This window comes from Rarobacter incanus (genome assembly GCF_006715765.1).
GTDB classification, from domain to species: Bacteria; Actinomycetota; Actinomycetes; order Actinomycetales; family Cellulomonadaceae; genus Rarobacter; species Rarobacter incanus.
The window spans coordinates 2,262,630-2,282,319 of sequence record NZ_VFNV01000001.1; the positions used below are offsets into that span (position 1 = coordinate 2,262,630).

14 protein-coding genes are annotated in these 19,690 nt (G+C 64.1%); 7 read left to right on the plus strand and 7 right to left on the minus strand.

Annotation, left to right across the window (positions count from 1 at the left end; translation table 11 throughout):
• The first annotated feature begins 1 nt into the window (after nt 1).
• From FB389_RS09345 to FB389_RS09365, 5 genes are all read left to right on the plus strand, one after another.
• Complete coding sequence (locus FB389_RS09345) at nt 2–406, plus strand: DUF2550 family protein (protein WP_170207947.1); 405 nt, start codon at nt 2–4, stop codon at nt 404–406.
• Nucleotides 407–416: 10 nt separating this feature from the next.
• On the plus strand, nt 417–1,112 hold the full coding sequence (gene nucS, locus FB389_RS09350) for an endonuclease NucS (protein ID WP_142113019.1): 696 nt from the start codon (nt 417–419) through the stop codon (nt 1,110–1,112).
• A 109-nt stretch (nt 1,113–1,221) separates the two neighbouring features.
• Nucleotides 1,222–3,033: a substrate-binding and vWA domain-containing protein gene (locus FB389_RS09355; protein WP_142113021.1), complete on the plus strand. Its 1,812-nt coding sequence runs from the start codon at nt 1,222–1,224 to the stop codon at nt 3,031–3,033.
• A gap of 19 nt (nt 3,034–3,052) precedes the next feature.
• Complete coding sequence (locus FB389_RS09360; protein WP_142113023.1) at nt 3,053–4,051, plus strand: hypothetical protein; 999 nt, start codon at nt 3,053–3,055, stop codon at nt 4,049–4,051.
• 64 nt (nt 4,052–4,115) lie between these two features.
• The gene (locus FB389_RS09365) at nt 4,116–5,501 is read left to right on the plus strand and encodes a toxic anion resistance protein (protein ID WP_142113025.1); all 1,386 of its coding nucleotides are present in this window, start codon (nt 4,116–4,118) and stop codon (nt 5,499–5,501) included.
• Nucleotides 5,502–6,094: 593 nt separating this feature from the next.
• On the opposite strand, the gene FB389_RS09370 is transcribed toward FB389_RS09365, so the two are convergent.
• The 7 genes from FB389_RS09370 to pstC all read right to left on the minus strand — a co-directional run bounded on the left by FB389_RS09370 (nt 6,095) and on the right by pstC (nt 16,646).
• Entirely contained in the window at nt 6,095–6,886 is a 792-nt protein-coding gene (locus FB389_RS09370) for a phosphate ABC transporter ATP-binding protein (RefSeq protein WP_246043716.1), read from the minus strand.
• 218 nt (nt 6,887–7,104) lie between these two features.
• Nucleotides 7,105–8,061, minus strand: coding sequence for a sortase (locus FB389_RS09375; protein ID WP_170207948.1), 957 nt, complete (start codon nt 8,059–8,061; stop codon nt 7,105–7,107).
• Nucleotides 8,062–8,173: 112 nt separating this feature from the next.
• Nucleotides 8,174–9,955 carry a hypothetical protein gene (locus FB389_RS09380; RefSeq protein ID WP_142113029.1) on the minus strand — a complete coding sequence of 594 codons (1,782 nt, stop codon included), beginning with the start codon at nt 9,953–9,955 and terminating at the stop codon, nt 8,174–8,176.
• A gap of 121 nt (nt 9,956–10,076) precedes the next feature.
• Nucleotides 10,077–12,632 carry a hypothetical protein gene (locus tag FB389_RS09385; protein WP_142113031.1) on the minus strand — a complete coding sequence of 852 codons (2,556 nt, stop codon included), beginning with the start codon at nt 12,630–12,632 and terminating at the stop codon, nt 10,077–10,079.
• Nucleotides 12,629–14,392, minus strand: a complete 1,764-nt coding sequence (gene pstS, locus FB389_RS09390; RefSeq protein WP_246043609.1) for a phosphate ABC transporter substrate-binding protein PstS — start codon at nt 14,390–14,392, stop codon at nt 12,629–12,631. Before pstS ends, FB389_RS09385 begins: the two co-directional genes overlap by 4 nt.
• Entirely contained in the window at nt 14,389–15,681 is a 1,293-nt protein-coding gene (gene pstA / locus FB389_RS09395) for a phosphate ABC transporter permease PstA (protein ID WP_142113033.1), read from the minus strand. Before pstA ends, pstS begins: the two co-directional genes overlap by 4 nt.
• Nucleotides 15,678–16,646: a phosphate ABC transporter permease subunit PstC gene (gene pstC / locus FB389_RS09400; RefSeq protein WP_142113035.1), complete on the minus strand. Its 969-nt coding sequence runs from the start codon at nt 16,644–16,646 to the stop codon at nt 15,678–15,680. Before pstC ends, pstA begins: the two co-directional genes overlap by 4 nt.
• A 479-nt stretch (nt 16,647–17,125) precedes the next feature.
• On the opposite strand from pstC, the gene nrdH reads away from it, so the two are divergent.
• Nucleotides 17,126–17,377, plus strand: a complete 252-nt coding sequence (gene nrdH, locus FB389_RS09405) for a glutaredoxin-like protein NrdH (RefSeq protein WP_142113727.1) — start codon at nt 17,126–17,128, stop codon at nt 17,375–17,377.
• A gap of 163 nt (nt 17,378–17,540) precedes the next feature.
• Entirely contained in the window at nt 17,541–19,685 is a 2,145-nt protein-coding gene (gene nrdE, locus FB389_RS09410; RefSeq protein ID WP_281282038.1) for a class 1b ribonucleoside-diphosphate reductase subunit alpha, read from the plus strand.
• Nucleotides 19,686–19,690: the final 5 nt, after the last annotated feature.

The following is a 19,690-nucleotide window of genomic DNA, read 5'->3' on the forward strand; positions in this document are numbered from 1 at the left end:
GATGGCCGCGGCAATCGTTGTGATTGCCGCGGCCATCGTCATGACGGGCGTCCTTGGACGCTTTCGGTGGCTGTGCCACAGGCCCGGCTCGGTCATAGCCTCGCTGCGCAGCACCGGCAAGCGGCCGCGATGGCGCCTGGGGATACTGCGTTTCGGTTCCAACGAAATGAAGTGGTTTTCGGCGCGAGCCGTCTTTCCCTGGTACACGCGGTTGTGGCGGCGGGGCGACTTTGAGTTACTGGGTCGGACCACGGCACCGGCGCAGGGCGACCACCGCCCCACGTGCGTCGTTGCGTGCCGCTACCGGGGCACGGACATGGAGCTATTGATGTCGAGCGGTGCGTATGCTGCGCTGGCCTCCTGGTATGAGGCGGCGCCTCCGCATATATCCGCGCAAGTATTGTGAAGGGGCACGCATGCGGTTGGTAATCGCCCGATGCGAGGTGCGCTACAGCGGCAGGCTGACGGCGTTGCTTCCGGTAGCGACCCGGCTGATCATGGTCAAGGCCGACGGCTCGGTTCTGGTGCATAGCGATAACGGTTCATACAAGCCACTCAACTGGATGATGGCTCCGTGTCGCTTGCGCGAATCCTCGCCAAGTCCCGAGGCCGCCGCCATGGGGGTCGCCGCGGTCTGGACGGTCCAAAATGACAAGACCACCGATCGGCTAGAGATCGATATTCACGAAATGCTGTCCGACTCGGCATTCGAGTTCGGGGTCGACCCGGGCCTAGTCAAGGACGGTGTCGAAGCGCACTTGCAGGCACTCATGGCCGAGCAGATCACCGTTCTGGGGGAGGGACACACCTTGGTGCGGCGGGAATACCCCACGGCGATTGGGCCCGTTGACATCCTTGCGCGTGATTCGCGCGGCGGGACCGTCGCCGTGGAAATCAAACGCCGCGGCGACATCGAAGGGGTTGAGCAACTGACCCGGTACCTGGAACTGCTCAACCGCGATCCCCTGCTGCGTCCCGTCGCGGGCGTGTTCGCTGCACAGGAGATCAAGCCGCAGGCGCGCGTGCTTGCGACCGATCGCGGGATCCGGTGCGTGGTGCTCGACTACGACGCGATGCGCGGCGTCGATGACGTCGAATCACGACTTTTCTGACGCCTCCAGCCGGCTGGGGTCTAGCCCGGGCGGGTAGTGGATGCAGGCGGTGCAATACACTGACATGACACGCACGCGCCCTCACCGCCTACCGAAGGGATGATCGCCCGTGGTTTCTCGCTCGATTCGCCGCCGCCTCGTTGCCGTCGCCGCCGTTGGATCTTTGCTGCTCACGGCATGCACGACCGGCGCAGATTCCACGGACGAGGCGACCGTCGTCGACGACGGCTGCATTCCGCTCGTCGTGGCGACATCGTCCGAGAAGGTCAACTTGATGGATGACCTGGGCGCGGCATTCAAACAGTCGCCCGAGCACGCGGGCGTAGGGCAGTGCGTGACCGTGCGGCCGGTCAACGTGGCGTCGGGCAAGGCTGCAAAGTATCTGTCGGCCTCGACGAAAGAGTGGGCGCTGGGCGCCGACAGCGCCCCGGCGGTCTGGTCGCCGGCCTCCACCGTGTGGACGGACCGGGTTGCTTCCATCGCGGGCGCCCAGATCGTCGACGGCGCCGAGAGCTTCACCAAGACCCCCGTCGTTTTCGGAATCCCGGAGTCGATGGCAAAGGCGCTCGGCTACCCGGACAAGAAAATCACGATGGCCGATATTCACGACCTCATCGTGGATCCGCAGGGCTGGGGTTCCGTCGGAAAATCGATGTGGGGATCGTTCAAGATCGCCAAGACCAACCCGAACACGTCGACGACGGGGCTGTCGATGCTGCTCATGCAGGCGTACGCAGCCGCAGGCAAGACCAAGGACCTGACGGTCGCCGACGTCAAGGCCGCCCAGGATTTCTCGCGGGACTTCGAATCCGGGGCGATCCACTACGGCGACACCACCGGCAAGGTCCTGCAAAACCTTGCCGACAAGCTCACCGGGGGCGGATCCTCCTACGTCAGCGCCGTGGCGCTCGAAGAAACCTCGCTGTACAACTACAACATCGGCAACCCCGATTCGCACACCGTGCAGCCCGGCGAGGTATTGACGCCCCCGAGCGAAAAGCTGGTCGCGATCTATCCGCAGGGCGGCTCGATGTGGAGCGATAATCCCGTCGTGGCGCTGAACGCCGCATGGGTATCAGCAGACCAGAAAAAGGCCGCGAAGGCCTTCGTATCCTTCTTGCACACCAAGGCGGCGCAGGAGCTTTTGCCGCGTTACGGGTTTAGGCCGCTGGATGACAGCGTCGACGCATCGCAATCGCTCAACTCAAGCGTCGGAATCAATGTGGACGAGCCCACCACGACACTTCCCCAACCCGCCCCGGAGGTGGTCTCCGCGGCGATCGAGCAATGGACGCAGATCCGCAAGCCCTCGGCGATTTTGCAGCTCATGGACGTCTCCGGCTCGATGGCGGAGGACGTCGGGGATGGCACCTCGCGCCTGGACGGCGCGATTCAGGGCGCGACGACAACGCTCAGCGATGTTCGATCCACGGACGAGATCGGCGTGTGGGCGTTCACGACCGGTATCCAGGACACCGTCGATGGAAAGACGCTGGACGGGATAGCGGTGGTTCGGCCCTTCGGCCCGTTGGGCGGCGACAAGGAGGCGCTGCGCACCGACATAGAGGACCTCGCGCACGCGCGTAGGGGCGGGACCCCGCTGTACGACGCGCTGAGCCAGGCCTACGACTACATGCTCGGTCACGCCGAATCCGGGCGGATCAACGCGATCGTCGTCCTGTCCGACGGCGAGGACACCGATTCCGTCACGCAACTAGACTCCCTGATCCAAAAGATCAATGCGGACCAGGCCGAGGGCTCCAACGACAAGCCTGTCCGCATCTTCGCAATAGCCTATTCGCAGTCGGCCGACGTCGACGCGCTGCGGATCCTGGCGCGGGCATCCGGCGGCCAGGTATTTGATGCCACGGATCCGACGCAGATCGCGGAGACCTTCCAGTCCGTCATGAACAACTTCTAAGACAGCACTAAGGGGCGCAGTGTCCACGCTTGACGAAATCATCACCGCCTGTGGCGACCAAGTGGTGTGCCAATTTCGCGGTGCGACGGTATCGGACCCCGCGCAGGTGGCGGCGGATCTTCCGGCCGGCGCGCGGGTGATCGTGATACCCGAGCTGGATCAGGCCGAAACGACGATGTCCGCCAACGAACTGGCGGCGGGCGTGCGCGCGGCGGACGGCGCGACGACGGTCATAGTGATCGAGTCGCGCGCCGGCATCGATCGCTTTGGCGTCGCCACCGCAGGCGACGCCAAAGCCATCCAGGCCGCCCTGAACTCCCAACGCCTCGATGACGGGGGACAGGCGGTGGCTTCGATCGCCGCGACGATCGCGCCCGCGCGGACCGCGGACGCGGACGCGGGTGGCGGCCTCAGCGGCGCCGTGGGCGGAATTATCGCGGGGGTGCTCGGCGTGGTAGTCATCGGTGCGGTGGGGGCGATCGCCATCGAAGCCGCGCATCGCAGGCGCAAGCGCTCCACGGCCCAGGCCGGGGTGAATCGCCGACTCGACCGCCAATTGCACGATGCCTTGGACGGCAGGGACGGGGAACTCGTCCTGGAGGCAATAGAGCGCCTCGAAGAACGTGCGCGCGCTCTGCCTGCGCTGACGGACGCGATTACATCGTTGCGTAGGCACGTCGCTGAGCTCTTCGTGCGAGTCCGCAGGCGGGGAACCGACCAGCAGATTCGCCTCTTGCAGGTGCAGTACAAGGACACACTGACGAAGCTGCTGAGCGCGCTTGCAGACGACTACTACGCGGACATCGCGCGAAACCCAGAGTTTTGGAGCAATCCGCGCGACCGGATGGCGGAGGTCGAGCGAGCGATCGGATCGGTGGATCGTCAAGCGCTCGACAACATCCGGCAGGTCAACGAATCGCGCGACCTCGAATTCAAGGTAGCACTCGATTCGCTGAATCAAACCGTCGACCAGGCGCGCCTGTCAGACGTGTACAAGGACCGCGCCGACGGACACTGAGGAACCGCCCGTCCACCCCACCACCCCACCACCATCATTGGAACGCCACACCAGGAGGTAATCGATGCCCCAGGACACCGTCACCGTCGACTTCGCCGCGCTCATGGAGACGGCCGACGCCCGAAGCGAGGAAGCCCAGGGCAGCCCGCTTGAAAATGCCATGGCCGAGGTGCCGCCAACCGATGTTGCCGCCGCCACGCCCGCGGCCGCGGTTTTCACTTTCCGCAGCCTGCTTTCGGACAAGCAGCGCGCGGACCTGGAGCACGGTGCGCCCGGCCTGGCGAAGAAGTTCATCGCCGACGTGAACCAGATCGTGTCCTTCGGCGCGCCCATCATGAAGAAGATGAACGACGCATCCACTCAGCTTCTGGAAGTGCAGCGCTCGATTACGGTGCCCCAGGCCGACGCGATCGTCAACGATCTGCTGCGTGAGATGGACGGATTCGAGAAAAAGTGGCGGTCCGTGAAGCTCGAAAGCGCGGCCGAAACCGTCAAGGGCTGGTTCAAGAAGACCAAATACACGCTCAAAACCATGATTCGGGAGTCGAAGCCGATCACTGACCGCATAGACATGGCCGAACTCAAGCTCCAGGAGATGGAAACGGCGCTCGCGGACAATATCGCGCGCGGCCAGCTGCTGCACAAGCAGTCGCTGGCTCACATGGACGACGTCGTGGCGGTCCTTGCCGCGCTCGAGCAGGTTATCGAGGTCATCCGCGCGGAGTTTGCGGTGGCGGACGCGGCGCTACGGGCGGCAGAGGCGCATGGTGGCGACACCGCCGAGCACGGTGGCGCGACCGTCACCGTCAGCGAGTTGCGCGAGGCGCATGCGAATCTGTCGTTCGTGCTGTCCGAGACCGAAAAGACATGGGCGGATTGGCGCTCGCAGTTTTTTCTGGGCTTCGCGCATGCGCCCGCGACCCGCAATCTCATCGTGACGACATTTGCCCTGCGGCGTCGCCTGGCGGCATTCCGCACCATGGGTTTGCCGTCGGCGCGCCAGTCGCTCGCGCTGTGGCAGCAGGCGGCCTTCGCCAAGGAGGGAGCGCAGCTGGGCGCCGCCGTACAGGAGGGAACCAACAAGCTGATTCAGGGTGCGTTCCAGGTGACCGCGGAATCGATCGAGGTCGTAGCGAATGCGGCGCAGGCGCCCGTGATCACCGAAGAGACGATCTGGGTGGTCATCGATTCGGTGAAGGCGCAGTGCGCCTCTATTGTGCAGGCGGACAAAGCCGGACGAGCGCTCCGTGCCCGTAATCTGCAGGCGCTGGAGACGGGGGAGGCGCAGATTGAGGACGCGGTGATCGCTTCGCAGCGGGCTCTGGCGGATGCCGGACGCACCCCGATCGGTGTAAGCCCGGGCAGCGAATCGGCGCGCGAGGGTTCAACTCAGAGTGACGGCACGGGCACGGACCCCGGTGGGGATCTGCTAAACAAGCTGATCGACTAGCGGCCACGCGCCCCACGGGGGCTACTCGATCTGTAAGATATCGCCGGTCGAGCAGCGAGCGCCAGCGAGCCTGTCGACGCTTTTATGTGTTTTTTCTAGTGGTGTGGGTGTGTTGGTGGATGGTGACGAGGCGGCGGGCTAGGTGGCTCTTGAGTTCGCGGCTTCGGCATTTGGCGATGAATCGCCCGGAATTGGTGGTGGGATAGCCTTGGAGGGGCTAAGGACAAGGTCGGCGCAATTGGCGTCGCACTACTCATGCTTGGGTATGGTGGTCCAGAAAGAACCACGTGGGTCACCGCATGGGGACTTGTGTGGCCCTGGGAGTGTCGCTCGGCGTCGCCACCATGCGCTCACGCAATCGAAAGCAATCCGAGTCCGACAACTCCGCTGGCTAAGGCGAGGCTTGGCGAACCTCGTCCACCAGGAATTGGTGCGCCTGGGAATCTGCGTGCGCGTTGGCCTCGCTGCGACGCAGGTGCACGCCGGGGGGGACGAGGACTGCGTCGCGCATCCCGGCGGCACCGCACTCGCGGCCGACCCACCAGCAAACCAGGAACCAGTCCCAGATCAGTTACAAACCACTAAAGAGGCCTCTACCCGAAGCGACCGTTCACATAGTCGAACGTGCGCGGGTCCTGCGGGCTGTTGAACATCGCGTCGGTGTCGCCCCATTCGACGATCACCCCCGGGGTGCCTTGCTCGGCGAGAAAGAAGGCGCACTGATCGGATACCCGCGCCGCCTGTTGCATGTTGTGGGTGACGATGACAACCGTGACCTCCCCGGCGAGCTCCTTGATCGTTTCTTCGACGCGGCGCGTGGAGGTTGGGTCCAGGGCCGAGCACGGTTCGTCCATGAGCAGGACACGCGGCTGCACCGCGAGCGAGCGCGCAATGCACAGGCGCTGCTGCTGCCCGCCCGACAGCCCGCCGCCGGGCTGCCGGAGCCGGTCCTTGACCTCATTCCACAGCCCCGCACGCCGCAACGACTTTTCGATCAACGCTTCCTTGTCGGCCTTGGATTTCTTGGTCCCGGTCAGCTGTAGGCCGGCAGTCACGTTGTCCTGGATGGACATCGCCGGGAACGGGTTGGGCTTTTGGAACACCATGCCGATTTCCCGCCGGGCGGTCGTGATGCGCAGCGCAGGGTCGTAAATGTCCTGCCCGTCGAGGCGCACCTCACCGGCCAGGGCGGCGCTGGGGACCATTTCGTGCATGCGGTTCAAGATCCGCAGGAACGTCGATTTTCCGCATCCGGACGGGCCGATGAGAGCGGTAACGTGACCGGCCGGCATCGTGAGCGAGACCCGGTCGAGGACCTGATGGTGACCGAACCAGGCGGAAATGGAGTCGGCCTGGAGCTCGCCGGCCCGCCCGACGACCGGAATTTCGGCGGGCTCTGCGGGTGGCTGCTGCGGGAGGGGGCCGCGCGGACCGCGCGGGCCATCCGGATAGACGCGGGGGAATTGCGGAGCGGCGGGTGCGTCCGCCGACGCAGCACCTGGGCCGGGTGGTTGAGTTTGGACTGTCACGCAGAAAGGATCGCAGTGGCGTGCAAACGCAGGGTGAACGATGTGTGCAATCTGGATGGATTGTTGGAAGTGATCTAGATGAGATTTGGCAGGCACGCGAACACGGCCTGCGTGAGCAGCGCCGTCACGACAGCGAACGTCGGCAGCCCGACGATGAAGGTCTGCCCCACCCCCCACCAGCGGCTCAGCCACAAGATGCCCGCGAACACCGCCGCCCAGACGGAAAGCAGAATCACGACCCAGGCCGTGCCCTCGGTGGACCCGGCGAACGCCTGCTCTTGTGGTTCCAGCAGCGGCGCGGAGATGATCGAGGCGCCGGTCGGGAAGGGTGCCGTGGTCAGTTCCGCGTCGACGCGTATCACATCCGCCGGGAAGTACGGGATGCCCGTTGCGCTCACTAATGTGAGCCGCCCGGCGCCGGACGGCAACACCGCGGGCAGCGGGTCGCCCCCGCGGCGAATTCCCGTCACGGTATAGGTCGATGTCCCTTGGCCAGTCACCGTGGTGATCGTCGCCCCCTCGGTGAGGGCTGCCAGCTTTTTGAAGATGCCGCCGAAGGCGGCTTGCCGCCCCATGATGACGCTGGCGCCGCTTTGCCCCGGTAGGACGGTGTCGCGGCGGTGGCCCGCCCCGTGTTGCAGCACCTCGGCCGACGTTCCGGACAAGAAGACGGCGCTCGATACCCCTATAGCCGGGATGCTTATGGTGCCGAGGGGAGTGCCAGAAGCAAGCGGCACGTCGTCGGAGGTGATCTGCCCGACGGGTGCCGTCCCGGATGCCAGGGCGGCTCGCAGATCGTTGAAGGCCACGTGCTGGTCGCGGTGGTACTGCAGGGGCGAAATCACCGCGATCTGAACCACGACCGTGACGACAAAGACCGCGAGAACCTGCGCGGCCATGCCGAGAATGTGGTGGCGTTCGGATGGCGCTAGCCGTTCGAGGGCTCGCGAGAGCGCGGGGGTCGCGCCGGGCCCGGCGCTGCGGCCCGGCGCCGCTTCTTGGCGCGGGGCCGGGGTCAAGGTTGTGGTCACGCGGGGAACTCCTGAACGTGCTTGCGGTAGAAACATGTATCGCGGTTGGGGCGGCGTGGTGAACCGCCCCAACCGCGACCGATCATGCGGAAAGGTTGACGCCCAAGTCGCCTTAGCGCTTGATCGCGACGTTGCGGCTGATGGCCGCCTTGCCGATTGTGGAGGTTCCGGCGTAGCTGACGGTGAGCTTGTTCTTGCCCTTCTTCAGCTTCTTCACGCTGATCTTCGCCGTCCCCTTTGAAACCTTGCCCTTGCCAACGGTCTTTTTCCCGAGCTTGACCGTGATTTTTCCGCCGATCGACTTGGCCTTGACGCCCTTGGCGGTCACCTTGATCGTCAGGATCGCGGTGCGCTTCTTGGCATTGGCCTTCGCCTTGGTGACCTTGACCTTCGCGGTCGCCTTCTTGGCTGGCGTGGAGGTGTTGGTGTTGGGCTTCGGGTTGGTGGGTGCAGTCGATGCGGCCGCCGCAACGTTGATGGTTTGCGCTGCGGCCTCAGCTGCCGCGATTCCGGGCAGGGTCGGGATAAAAGTGGCCGAAACTTCGACCGCACCGGAAGCGGCCGGGGTCCACTGCGTCGAGCCCGAGGTCTTGCCCGCCGCAACGGTCGCCGTCGCGATGACCTTGCCCGCCGCAGTGAACTCGACGATCCCGCCCTGGTCACCGTTCGAGACGACCGAAGCCGACAGTGTCACTGCCTTGCCGGCAGTTGCGCTCGCGGGAACCACGGCCTCCAGCGATGAATCCGAGGCCCTATATGCCTTGGACGTCGTTGCACCGCAGTCGTTCTCGATCAACCCGAAACCGTAGGCCTTGATGACGTCCTTCTGCTTGCACACTAGCGAGTCAGTGCCGACGAACGTCTTGGCGATCTGCGAGGTCGGGTCGTCTGCCAGGACAGTCGGCACGACGTTGTAGACCAAGCGAACATAGCCCTTGTAGCCTTCGTTCAGCGAGTACGGGGCCGCGGACGAGGCGAGCGGGTCTTTGCCATCAACGGAGTGCAGGACCGCACCGTCGCGGTGGTCCGTCACCTTCGCGTTTGCCTGCGCGATCCACTGGGCCACGGAGAACGGGACGAGGGTGGCTTTTTGCAGTTCGGCATCGCCTGCCACCAGCGCGGCGCCCTTGTGCTCTTGCACGGCTTTGCCGGCCAAGTCCTTGTCTTTGATCGGGTACTTTGTCAGTTCCGCCTCCGAGATGCCGAGTTGCCCCAGCCAGTAGGAACGCGTTCCGGACCCAGCCTGCGGAATCAGCGGGGTGATGGTGACGGCCGTGAAGCCCTCGTCGACGGCCGCGCCCTTGGCGAGCAACTTCGATTCGTCGCCCTTGTACTCCACGCGGTCGATTTCGCCCTTGTAGATCGAGACGATTTCCTTGCTCGTCAGATCCGTCGGAATGACCGAAGTCGGCGAGGTGGCCACGGTCACCGCATCAAGACCGAAGGGGATGTAGGTCAAAACGCCCGCGTCATCCGCGTTGGCACCGGCGCCCGAAGATGACCGTGCGAAATCGACCTTTCCCGAAACGTCGGCCGTGGTCACCGACTTCGAATCGGAGGAGGTCGAAATCGTCTGCGATCCGGTTTGCCCGATGGCAGTGAGCAGCAGCTTGACGCCGGCGCCAGATCCGTTGGCGCGCGGAATCGCTGATCCGCCGGAGCGCGTGACGACGGTGGTCGACGAACCGGTCGCATCGTACGAACCGATCAGGTTCTGGCCGATGGCGCCGGAAAGTCCGTTCATCACGTCCTGCGTGGTGTCGGAACCCAGGCCCACGAGTTGCCCGAAGGCACCGGCGGCGGGGTCCGCGTGAGCGGGGAGTGCGGCCGCGGAGAGCAGGACCGCGCTCATCGCCGCGCCGACGGCGACGCGGGTGGTGAGCTTAGCTTTCATTGAGGGAGTTCCTCTCATCGGATTCAAAAAATGGTGGTGTCATTTCGGTGACGCGCCTATCTACCCAAACGAATGCGACATCCGGGCCGCCGATTCGCGACAAGTAAACGAACGTCAAGTGTCAATTGGGCAAACGGCGCGACCGGCGTAGCAGCCACGGTCCAAGGATCATGCAGGGCACGCCCATCGATAGCGTTCCCGCGGCGCCCACGCGCCAGGCATTTGTTGAGATCTTGGCGGTCGTGATCGGGTCGATCGTCGCGACCTGTGCGGCGGTGCCGCCCGCCGCGGGGCTTGCCGTGGGCGCCGGCGCCGAGACGTCCGTGGGAAGGTCGGCGGACGGCGAGACGGGTGCCGTGGCCGCCGACGTGGAATCGGGCGAGGGTGCCTCGTCCTTGTTCTTCTTTTCCTTCTTTTCGGCGGTGGTTTTAGGCTCCGTGGCCGTGTCCGCGGGGCAGAGCTTGTCGATGGCGGCGTCGTCGCGCAGCAGGGTCGATAGCGATGCCAGGGCGTTGGTATCCGCGGAAGACAGGGGAATATAGCCTGGGGGCAGCTGCCCCTTGGCATGTCCCGTGATCTGGCCGCTGCCCGCGGCGTAGGTCAGGAATCCCGCGTACGCCTTGCGCTCGGCGGCGGTAGATTTGCAGACATTGACCGCGGCGTAACTCACCGCCGCGAGCGGATAGGCGCCGGAGTCCTTTGTCTGCGGCGAAAAGACCCGCACCGACGACTCATCGGAAGACGCGGTGAAATCGTCGATGGCCGCATTGATGCTTGTCGCCGTCGGCGAAATGGCGGCACCGCTCGCATTGACGATCTTGGCCGTCCGCAGCCCGAACCGCTCTGCCGCGGTCAAGGTGGTGATCCCTATTTCGAAGCGCTGCCCGGGCAACTGCGCTCCGCCCGACACGAACGCCGGTGGCAGCCGGAACTGATCCCACACGACCTTGGAACCGGATTCGCCCCGCTGTATCTTGATTGCGGCATCCTGCATGTCCGACATGTAGGGCCGCAGGTCGAGCGTGCCGTAGCCCGGCTCGGGAACCAAATCGTTGTATCGGAACGAAGACAGATCGGCCTTGGGGAACGAATCGGTGTCCTCCGTGGCCAGGTTCAGGGCGATGTATGCGGGGTTGATCCGCATGCCGTAGCCGTCGTCTTTGCCCTCCAGGAAGGACTTCGCGTCAGCGTCCGCGCGCAACCACCGCCAGACCTGCGCGTTCGCATCCGATGAGCCCAGGGACACCAGGAGCCCTTCGGGGGCAGCAGTCTCCAAGAAGTCGGAGAATTCCGGATTGAGCTGCACAAACTCAGGGTCCGTGACGATGCTGTAGGGATTCGACTTCACGGGATCGGCCGTGGCGCTTGGTACATCCGCTCGATACGACTGCGTGAGTAGTTTTGCCACCAGGCGGGCGTTCAGCGTCAATGACTCGATGGGGGTTCCGCTGGCGTCCAGCCGATCGGAGTTGAACTTGATGCTGCGTTCGATGTTGTAGCCAATGACCAGTGCATTGCGGGCGATGGGGGCGTACTTGAGGATATTAGTTCCGCGCGCCGAGCTGGATATCGGGGTCGATATGACACCTAGGTGCGCGGCCCCATTGGTCGAGGAAACCAGCTGGGTGCGTGCCTCGCTATCTCCTATCTGCGACCAACCGTAGGTGGTGCCGGACGCGCACAGGCTCGACTGCCACGACGTCATGGCGTCGCTGAAGACTTCATGGCCGACCAGACGCTGCTCGGCGTTTCCGAGCGGGCAGTTAGCGCCGATCGCTTGGAAACTTAGCGGGAAGACCAGGCGGTTGGCCCAATTGGTCGCCGTGAGCGGTGAGCCCGTCAGGGTGCCATCGGCAAGGTCGCTTACGGATGTGCCGTTCGCGGTGGTGGTGCCGCGCGGAACCACCACGAGCCAGCAACTGCGCGGCTTCCCGTTCGTCATCACCTGGCCGCATCCCAGGTGCGGTGCCTCGAGCGCGGTCTGCGCGGTGAAGACGGCGACCCCGGTGCCGTCCGCGCTCGTCCGCAGCGCCGACAGCTCGTTGGTGGTCCCGGAAGTGAAGTAGTCCTGCGGGTCGGTCACGGTAGTCCCGTCGACGGCCGTGAACGGCACGGTGTACGCCTTCAGGTTGGGGTTGGTGCGCGGTGGGGGCACCTTGTATTCGTCTGTGTAGTCTTGCGCGGGATCCTCGTCGATCTTCAGCGAGCGGGTCCCGACGCGGTCGCCGAGCATGGCGCCGATCGCCTTCGATACCCCGCCCCATTGGCACTGTTGGGCGGTGGGCCCGGTGGAGTCGTCGCCCCAACACTGCATCACTTGGAAGAACGATGATGTCAAGACCCCCGCGGGGGTGGGCGATGCGCCCGACCATTTCACGACGATCCCCTGGTTGGTGATGTCCTTTGTTTGCGCGACGGTGACGGAGATGTTCTGCATCTGCTCGTAGGCGGCGGAAGACCGGTCCCGGTCGCCGATATATCTTGGGTTTGCCCATTGCTGGGTGATGGCCGACGAGGTGTCCGCCCCCCATTCATCCGCCGAATGCTGGACTGCCGTCGCCTGCTGCGCGGCCAGCGCGCTGGTTGACATCGCTAGCATTCCGAGACCGGCGAGGTTCGCAATGAGACCCGCGCTCGCGAGCGCGGTGCCGATCGATTGGAGTGTGGGGCGCTTCATCGTGCCTCCCCGCCTGCGGTGCCGCGACGGCGTCGACGCAGCAGGTGCGAGAGCGCGGCGGGGGCGCTGATCGCGAACCCGGCCGCCGCGATGACAATCCACGAGCCGGTGGGGACCGCGGCATTGGCGGCCGTGTCTACCGACACTGGTTCCGCGACGACATTGGTGCAAATCCCTGTGTCTTGTTCGCACACCACCGGGCCGCCGCCGTAATTCGCGGCGACGGAGGTTCCGGTCCCAGCGCCGGTATCGCCGGTATCGTTGCCCGCCGGCTCGCCGCCGGAGTCCGTAGCGGCTGCGCCCGTCGTCGAGTCGCCCGCTGTGTCTGTTTGCGACCCGGCGGATGCGCTCGCGCTCGACGTGCCGGTCTTGCCGCCGGTGCCGCCGGAGGACTGGGCGGTGGACTTCTTGGTGACGGCGGTATTCTTGGTCTTGGCCCCTCCGGTGCCACTCGCGCATTGCGCGACCCCCAATTTGTCGCATTCCGAGGGCATGGGCGCGTTCTTGGCGAGCGTATTGGTGCCGTCCGCGGAGAAGGTGGGGTTGTTGCAGCCCTTGATGTCGATCGACTTGGCCTCGACCCCCGGGATCTGCTTGACCTGGTCCAGCCCGGCCTTGACGAGGTTGATGGGCAAAGGCGAATACCCAAGAACTTCGGCCTGCTGCTGCCCCTCGCACAGGAAGTAGTAAGAAAACGCGCCGAGCGTCTTGCCCTTGGCGGTGGTGAATCCGGACTGTGTGCTTGTGGGGACGATGATGTACGAGTAGGACGAGAGCGGGTACGCGCGCTTATCCTTGCTGCGGTACACCCCTGTTAGATTCTGCGTCAGGTACTTCGCGGACGACTTGTCGGTGTTGATTTTTGCGCCGAGCAAGCCCACGGCCACATTGGAGGCCGTTGGCTCTACGTAGTAGTCGGCGTTGTTCAGGATTTTTGCGACGGGGTACCCGGTCTTCAGGGCGTAGGAGTATTCGACGTAGGTGATGGTACCCTCGTTCGCGCGCTGGGCTACGTAGCCGGCCACACCCTGGGAGTTGGGCTGCGCGATGAATCCCTTGCCTGCAACGACGGGGTAGTTCGAGGTGACGCCACACGGGGTCGAGCGCCCGGCCGCCTTGCAATAGGTGTCCCACAGCGTCGTGTGTTCCTGCGCCATCCACGCGGTGAATTGGGCCGTGGATCCGGAACCGTCGGAACGAACGACGGGAACAATTTTGCGGGCGGGTAGCGCGAGGCTGGGGTTGTCGGCAGCGATCGCCTTGTCGTCCCAGGACGTGATGGCGCCGGTGAAGATCTTGGTGAGCACGTCCCCCGAGAGACGCAGGTTAGTGACCTGCTGGCCGCCCACTTTGAGGTTGTACATGAACGCGGTGCCGCCCGCGACGATCGGCATGTAGGCAAATCCGCGGGTGGGCGGGGTGTCGACCACTCCGCCGTCCGAGAGCCCGTAGGGGATTTCGGAGCTGGCGAAGTCGATCGTGCCCGCCTTGAACTGATTGCGGCCATCGGAGGAACCCGTGGACGCGTAATTGACTCGCATGCCGTACTGCTCGACGTTGCGGCGCCATTGGTCGATCGCGTTAGACGACCAGGACGAACCCGCGCCGTTGATGGGAACGTAGCTGTCCGCTCCGGCGGGGGAGGCCGCTGCGGTCATGGTTGATGCCGCGGCGATGACAAGCAGGGCTGTGCGCGCCGCCCACAGGCGTCCGCGGGTGCGAGCGTCAGCGCTTGCGCGCGAACGTGTACGGGCTTTCATGAGGCTACCTCGGGTTCTGTCGCGGAATTGGGGGCGGTTGCGTGGTGGGGGGCTGAGCGGCGTGGGCGAGGCGCGAATCGGCGCAGGGTACGGGCCAGGGATGCGTGTGCCCGCGCGAGATGATCGTGGCGCGCGGCGCGCCTGGCGGGGCTGTCGGAGCCGACAACTCGAGCGACGATGAATAGCAGGACGACAAGGGCCATGAGAACCGCAGCGGTACCGAAGCCGCGGGCGATCATGGTGGGTTCCGGCGATTTGACGAACTGAAAGATGGCGAGCGGCAGCGAGACCATGGGCCCGGCGGTCGGATCGGTGTTCATGGCGGCCGTGAAGCCGGATGTGAGCAGAACCGGGGACGTTTCCCCGATGCCGCGGGCCGTGGCCAAGATGATGGCGGTTGTCAGGCCCGACCGCGAGGTGGGCAGCACCACGTGCCAGACGGTTTTCCACTGGCTCGACCCGAGCCCGTACGACGCTTCCTTGAGCGTGAGCGGAACCAGCCGCAGAACCACGTCGGCGGAGCGGATCATGATCGGGAGCATCATGATCGAGATCGCCAGGGCCGCCGCGAATCCCGACTTGTCGAGGCCGAGTGCGTAGATTGCGGTCGCGTAGACGAACAGGCCCGAAACGATGGAGGGCAGGGCCGTCATCGCCTCGACGACGGTGCGTACGAACCGCGCGAACGGCCCGGGGATTTCCGTGAGGAACACGGCGGTCGCCAACCCGAGCGGAACCGTGATCGCGAGTGCGATACCGATCTGTATGAGAGTGCCGGCGATCGCGTGCAGAATCCCGCCGGTGGAAAGCGGATCCAGCGGTCCGGCCAGCGCCATGTCTTGCGTGTAGAAGTTCAGGTGCGGCAGCGCGGGTAGCGCGCGCGCGAGGGTGTAGACCACGACGAATCCAAGTACCAGGAGCACCGCGAATGCCAGCGTGTGGACAACAACCATCGCGATGCGGTCCCGCACCGCGGGTCCCGGTTCGCTCACCGCGGTCACCGCGGCATAGATGGCGACGAAGCACACGATGGTGGTTGCGATCAGCGCGGGAGCTCCGCGGACGGGCGCCAGCTGCGTCGCGATGAAGGCGGTGAGGGAAATGGCCGCGACGGCGGAACCCACGAGTGCCAGGGCATCGCCGATGCGAGTATCCGAGAGGAGCCGGCGCGATGCCGGACGGGCCGGGAGTTGCTGTGCGTCGCGCAGCGTTGTGCGCGTCGTAGCCGGCCGCGGTTGCTCCGCCGCGGTTGGGGCTTCGGTCAAACATTGTTCGCTGGCGATTGTCATGAATCGGCCCCTGACCTGGAACGAGAGACGATGATCGACGCGGCGAAGTTGACCGCGAGCGTCATGAGGAACAGGGCGAGTCCCGCGGCCATGAGCGCGGACATGCCGATCGGTGTGGCCTCGCCGTAGCGCAGCGCGATGAGCGCCGAGACTGAGTTGGCGCCGTTTTGGAGGATGTGCGGCTGGATTTCGAAGACCGGCGAAATGATCATGTATACCGCGATCGTTTCGCCGAGGGCGCGCCCGAGGCCCAGCATGGTGCCGCCGATGATTCCGCCTGCACCGTAGGGCAGGACCACCGAACGGATCATTCCCCAGCGCGTCGATCCCAGCGCCAGCGCGCCCTCGCGTTCCCCGAGCGGTGCCTGCATGAAAACCTCACGCATGATCGACGTCATGATCGGGGTGATCATCATCGCCACCACTAGGCCCGCAATGAATGTCGAGGACGTGTACGCGGTGGTGCTCGTCAAGGGGTCGCGGGGGTCGACGCTGGGCACGTTGAATACCGGGATCCAGCCCAGCACCGTGGATATCCACTGCGCCACGGGAACAACCTTGTCTTGCAGGTAAAAGACTCCCCATAGCCCAAACACGACGGAGGGAACGGCCGCCATCAGGTCCACCAGGGTTGTCAGCGATGCGCGCATGCGCAATGGTGCGTATTCACTGATGTAGAGGGCGGTGCCGAGGGCAAGCGGCACCGCGAAAGTCACCGCTACCAGTGCGATGAGGCTGGTGCCGATGATGACGGCGGCGATACCGAAGTTGCCGGAGTCGGGTTCCCATGCCTGCGTGGTGAAGAACCGGATTCCGGCTATGCCCAGCGCGTCCTTGGCTCGCAGCAGCAAGAACACGCCCACAAAGAGCATGATCAACAGCACGAGCGCGCCGCCGGAACGGATTGCGCCGCGAAATACTCGGTCGGCGTGTTCGCGACGCGTGGCCAGTCTGCGTGGCCGCATGGTTTCTTCCACGGGTGGGGTGTCCTCGTTTCTTCCTTAATCCGCCAGCTCAATGGCCGGGCGACACCCCATCGAACATCATCGCGGCGGCGCGCAGGTGCCTTGCGTCTGAACGGTTGGTGAATCCTGCGTGCCGACACGCCGGGGGATTTTTTTTGGGACGAGTTTTCCACCGCCCGTGGATAGCTGATCGCCGGGTCCGGTATGCCGGAATCCGCGTGTTTGTGCGGTCACCGATTGGGGCCCTTGCGGATATCCGCAGGTTGTCCACAGCGCAACCTCGGCGTGCCGCTCGACACAACCTGTTGTGGTTCGGATGCGAGGGGCCTACTAGGTGTAGTGTTGGGGTAGCGGAAGGGATCGGCGCGTAACCCGGCCCGATTCCGAACCACATGAATGTAATTTCAACGCTGTCACTCGGCCGCGCATCCGCGCTGGATGCCTGGCCGAAGGGCAATTACCCGGGAGGAACCGTCGCGATGACCATCACCGTCTACAGCAAGCCGTCCTGCGTCCAGTGCGATGCCACGTACCGTGCGCTCGACAAGCGCGGCATCGAATACTCCGTTGTCGACATCAGCCAAGACGTGGAGGCGCTCGACATGGTTCGGTCCCTGGGCTACTTGCAAGCGCCCGTGGTGATCGCGGGTGAAACCCACTGGTCGGGCTTCCGTCCGGACCAGATTGGCAAGCTCGCGGAGGCTATCGCTGCCAGTAGCGCCGTCGCCTGACGGCCGCGCGCCGGGAACTTCGGTAGCGAGCAACCTCCTTCATCCGCCCAGTGCATGGCGGTCTGCGCCGATCTGCACTGGGAGACCTTCGGTACCTGTACGTATTCGACTTCATGGGCATAACGGCCGACGTGCGCAACGTCAGTCATAGTTTGGAGAGATTTTGGCAACGACAGCACAGCGCGTAGACGAGACGGCGGACCTTGATTATCACGCCCTCAACGCCATGCTCAACCTCTATGGGCCGGACGGCAAGATCCAGTTCGATAAGGACAAATTGGCCGCTCGCCAGTATTTCTTGCAGCACGTCAACCAGAACACCGTGTTCTTCCACTCGCTGCGCGAGAAACTGAACTATCTGGTGGAAAACCACTACTACGAGGCGCGCGTCCTGGATCAGTACAGCGCCGAGTTCATCAAGTCGCTCTTCGAGCAGGCTTACGCCAAGAAGTTCCGCTTCGAGACCTTCCTCGGTGCATTCAAGTACTACACGTCCTACACGCTCAAGACCTTCGATGGCCAGCGATACCTAGAACGCTTCGAGGACCGCGTATGTATGGTCGCTCTCGCGCTTGCGCAGGGCGACGAGAACCTTGCCCGCAACTACGTCGAAGAAATCATCTCCGGAAGGTTCCAACCGGCAACGCCGACCTTCTTGAACCTGGGTAAGGCACAGCGCGGCGAGGCCGTGTCGTGCTTCTTGCTGCGCATTGAAGACAACATGGAGTCGATCGCGCGCGGGATCAACTCCGCGTTGCAACTCTCCAAGCGCGGCGGCGGCGTCGCTCTCTTGCTGAGCAACCTGCGCGAGCAGGGGGCACCCATCAAGAAGATCGAGAACCAGTCTTCCGGGGTGATCCCGGTAATGAAGCTGCTCGAGGATTCGTTCTCTTATGCCAATCAGCTCGGTGCGCGCCAGGGGGCGGGCGCGGTGTATTTGCACGCCCATCACCCGGACATCATGCGCTTCCTCGACACCAAACGGGAGAACGCGGACGAGAAAATCCGCATCAAGACCCTCTCGCTCGGCGTTGTGATTCCTGACATCACCTTCGAACTGGCGAAGAAGAACGAGGACATGTACCTCTTCAGCCCGTACGACGTGGAGCGGATCTACGGCAAGCCGTTTGCGGACATCAACGTTTCGGAGTTGTACCACGAACTGGTCGACGACGGGCGAATCCGCAAGTCAAAGATCAACGCCCGCGAGTTCTTCCAGACGATCGCAGAATTGCAGTTCGAGTCGGGATACCCGTACGTCATGTTCGAGGACACGGTCAACAAGGCCAACCCGATTGCGGGCAAGATCACTCACTCGAACCTGTGCTCCGAGATCCTGCAGGTGTCGACCCCCTCGACCTACAACGCTGACCTCAGCTACGAGCACATCGGACGCGACATATCCTGCAACCTCGGCTCGTTGAACATCGCCAAGGCGATGGACTCCCCGGACTTCGGCAAGACGATCGAAACCGCAATCCGTGCGCTCACCGCTGTCGCGGACCAAACATCGATCGACTCGGTTCCATCGATCAGGCGCGCAAATTCCGAGGGACGCGCGATCGGGCTCGGGCAGATGAATTTGCACGGATACCTGGCGCGCGAACGCATACACTACGGCTCCGAAGAGGGCCTTGACTTCACGAATATCTACTTCCTCACCGTTGCCTACCATGCGCTGCGAGCGTCCAATAAGCTCGCGATCGAGACCGGCAGCGCGTTCGGCGGGTTCGCGGAATCGAAGTACGCCAGCGGCGAGTATTTCGACAAGTACACCGAGCAGGTGTGGGAGCCGAAGACGGATCGCGTACGCCAACTCTTCGCCGACGCCGGGATCGCGATCCCGACGCAGGACGATTGGCGTGAACTCAAAGCGTCCGTCATGCAGCACGGAATCTACAACCAGAACCTGCAGGCCGTGCCGCCAACGGGCTCCATTTCGTATATCAATAACTCGACTTCGTCGATCCACCCGGTCGCTTCGCGGATCGAGATTCGCAAGGAGGGCAAGATCGGGCGCGTCTACTACCCGGCCCCGTACCTCACAAACGACAACCTGGAGTACTACCAGGACGCCTACGAAATCGGCTTCGAGAAAATTGTCGACACTTACGCGCAGGCCACCCAGCACGTCGACCAGGGCCTGAGCCTGACACTGTTCTTCAAGGACACGGCGACCACCCGCGACCTGAACCGGGCGCAGATTTACGCGTGGCGCAAGGGAATCAAGACGCTGTACTACATTCGCCTGCGGCAGATGGCACTCGAGGGCACCGAAGTCGAGGGCTGCGTGTCGTGCATGCTGTAGTCAGG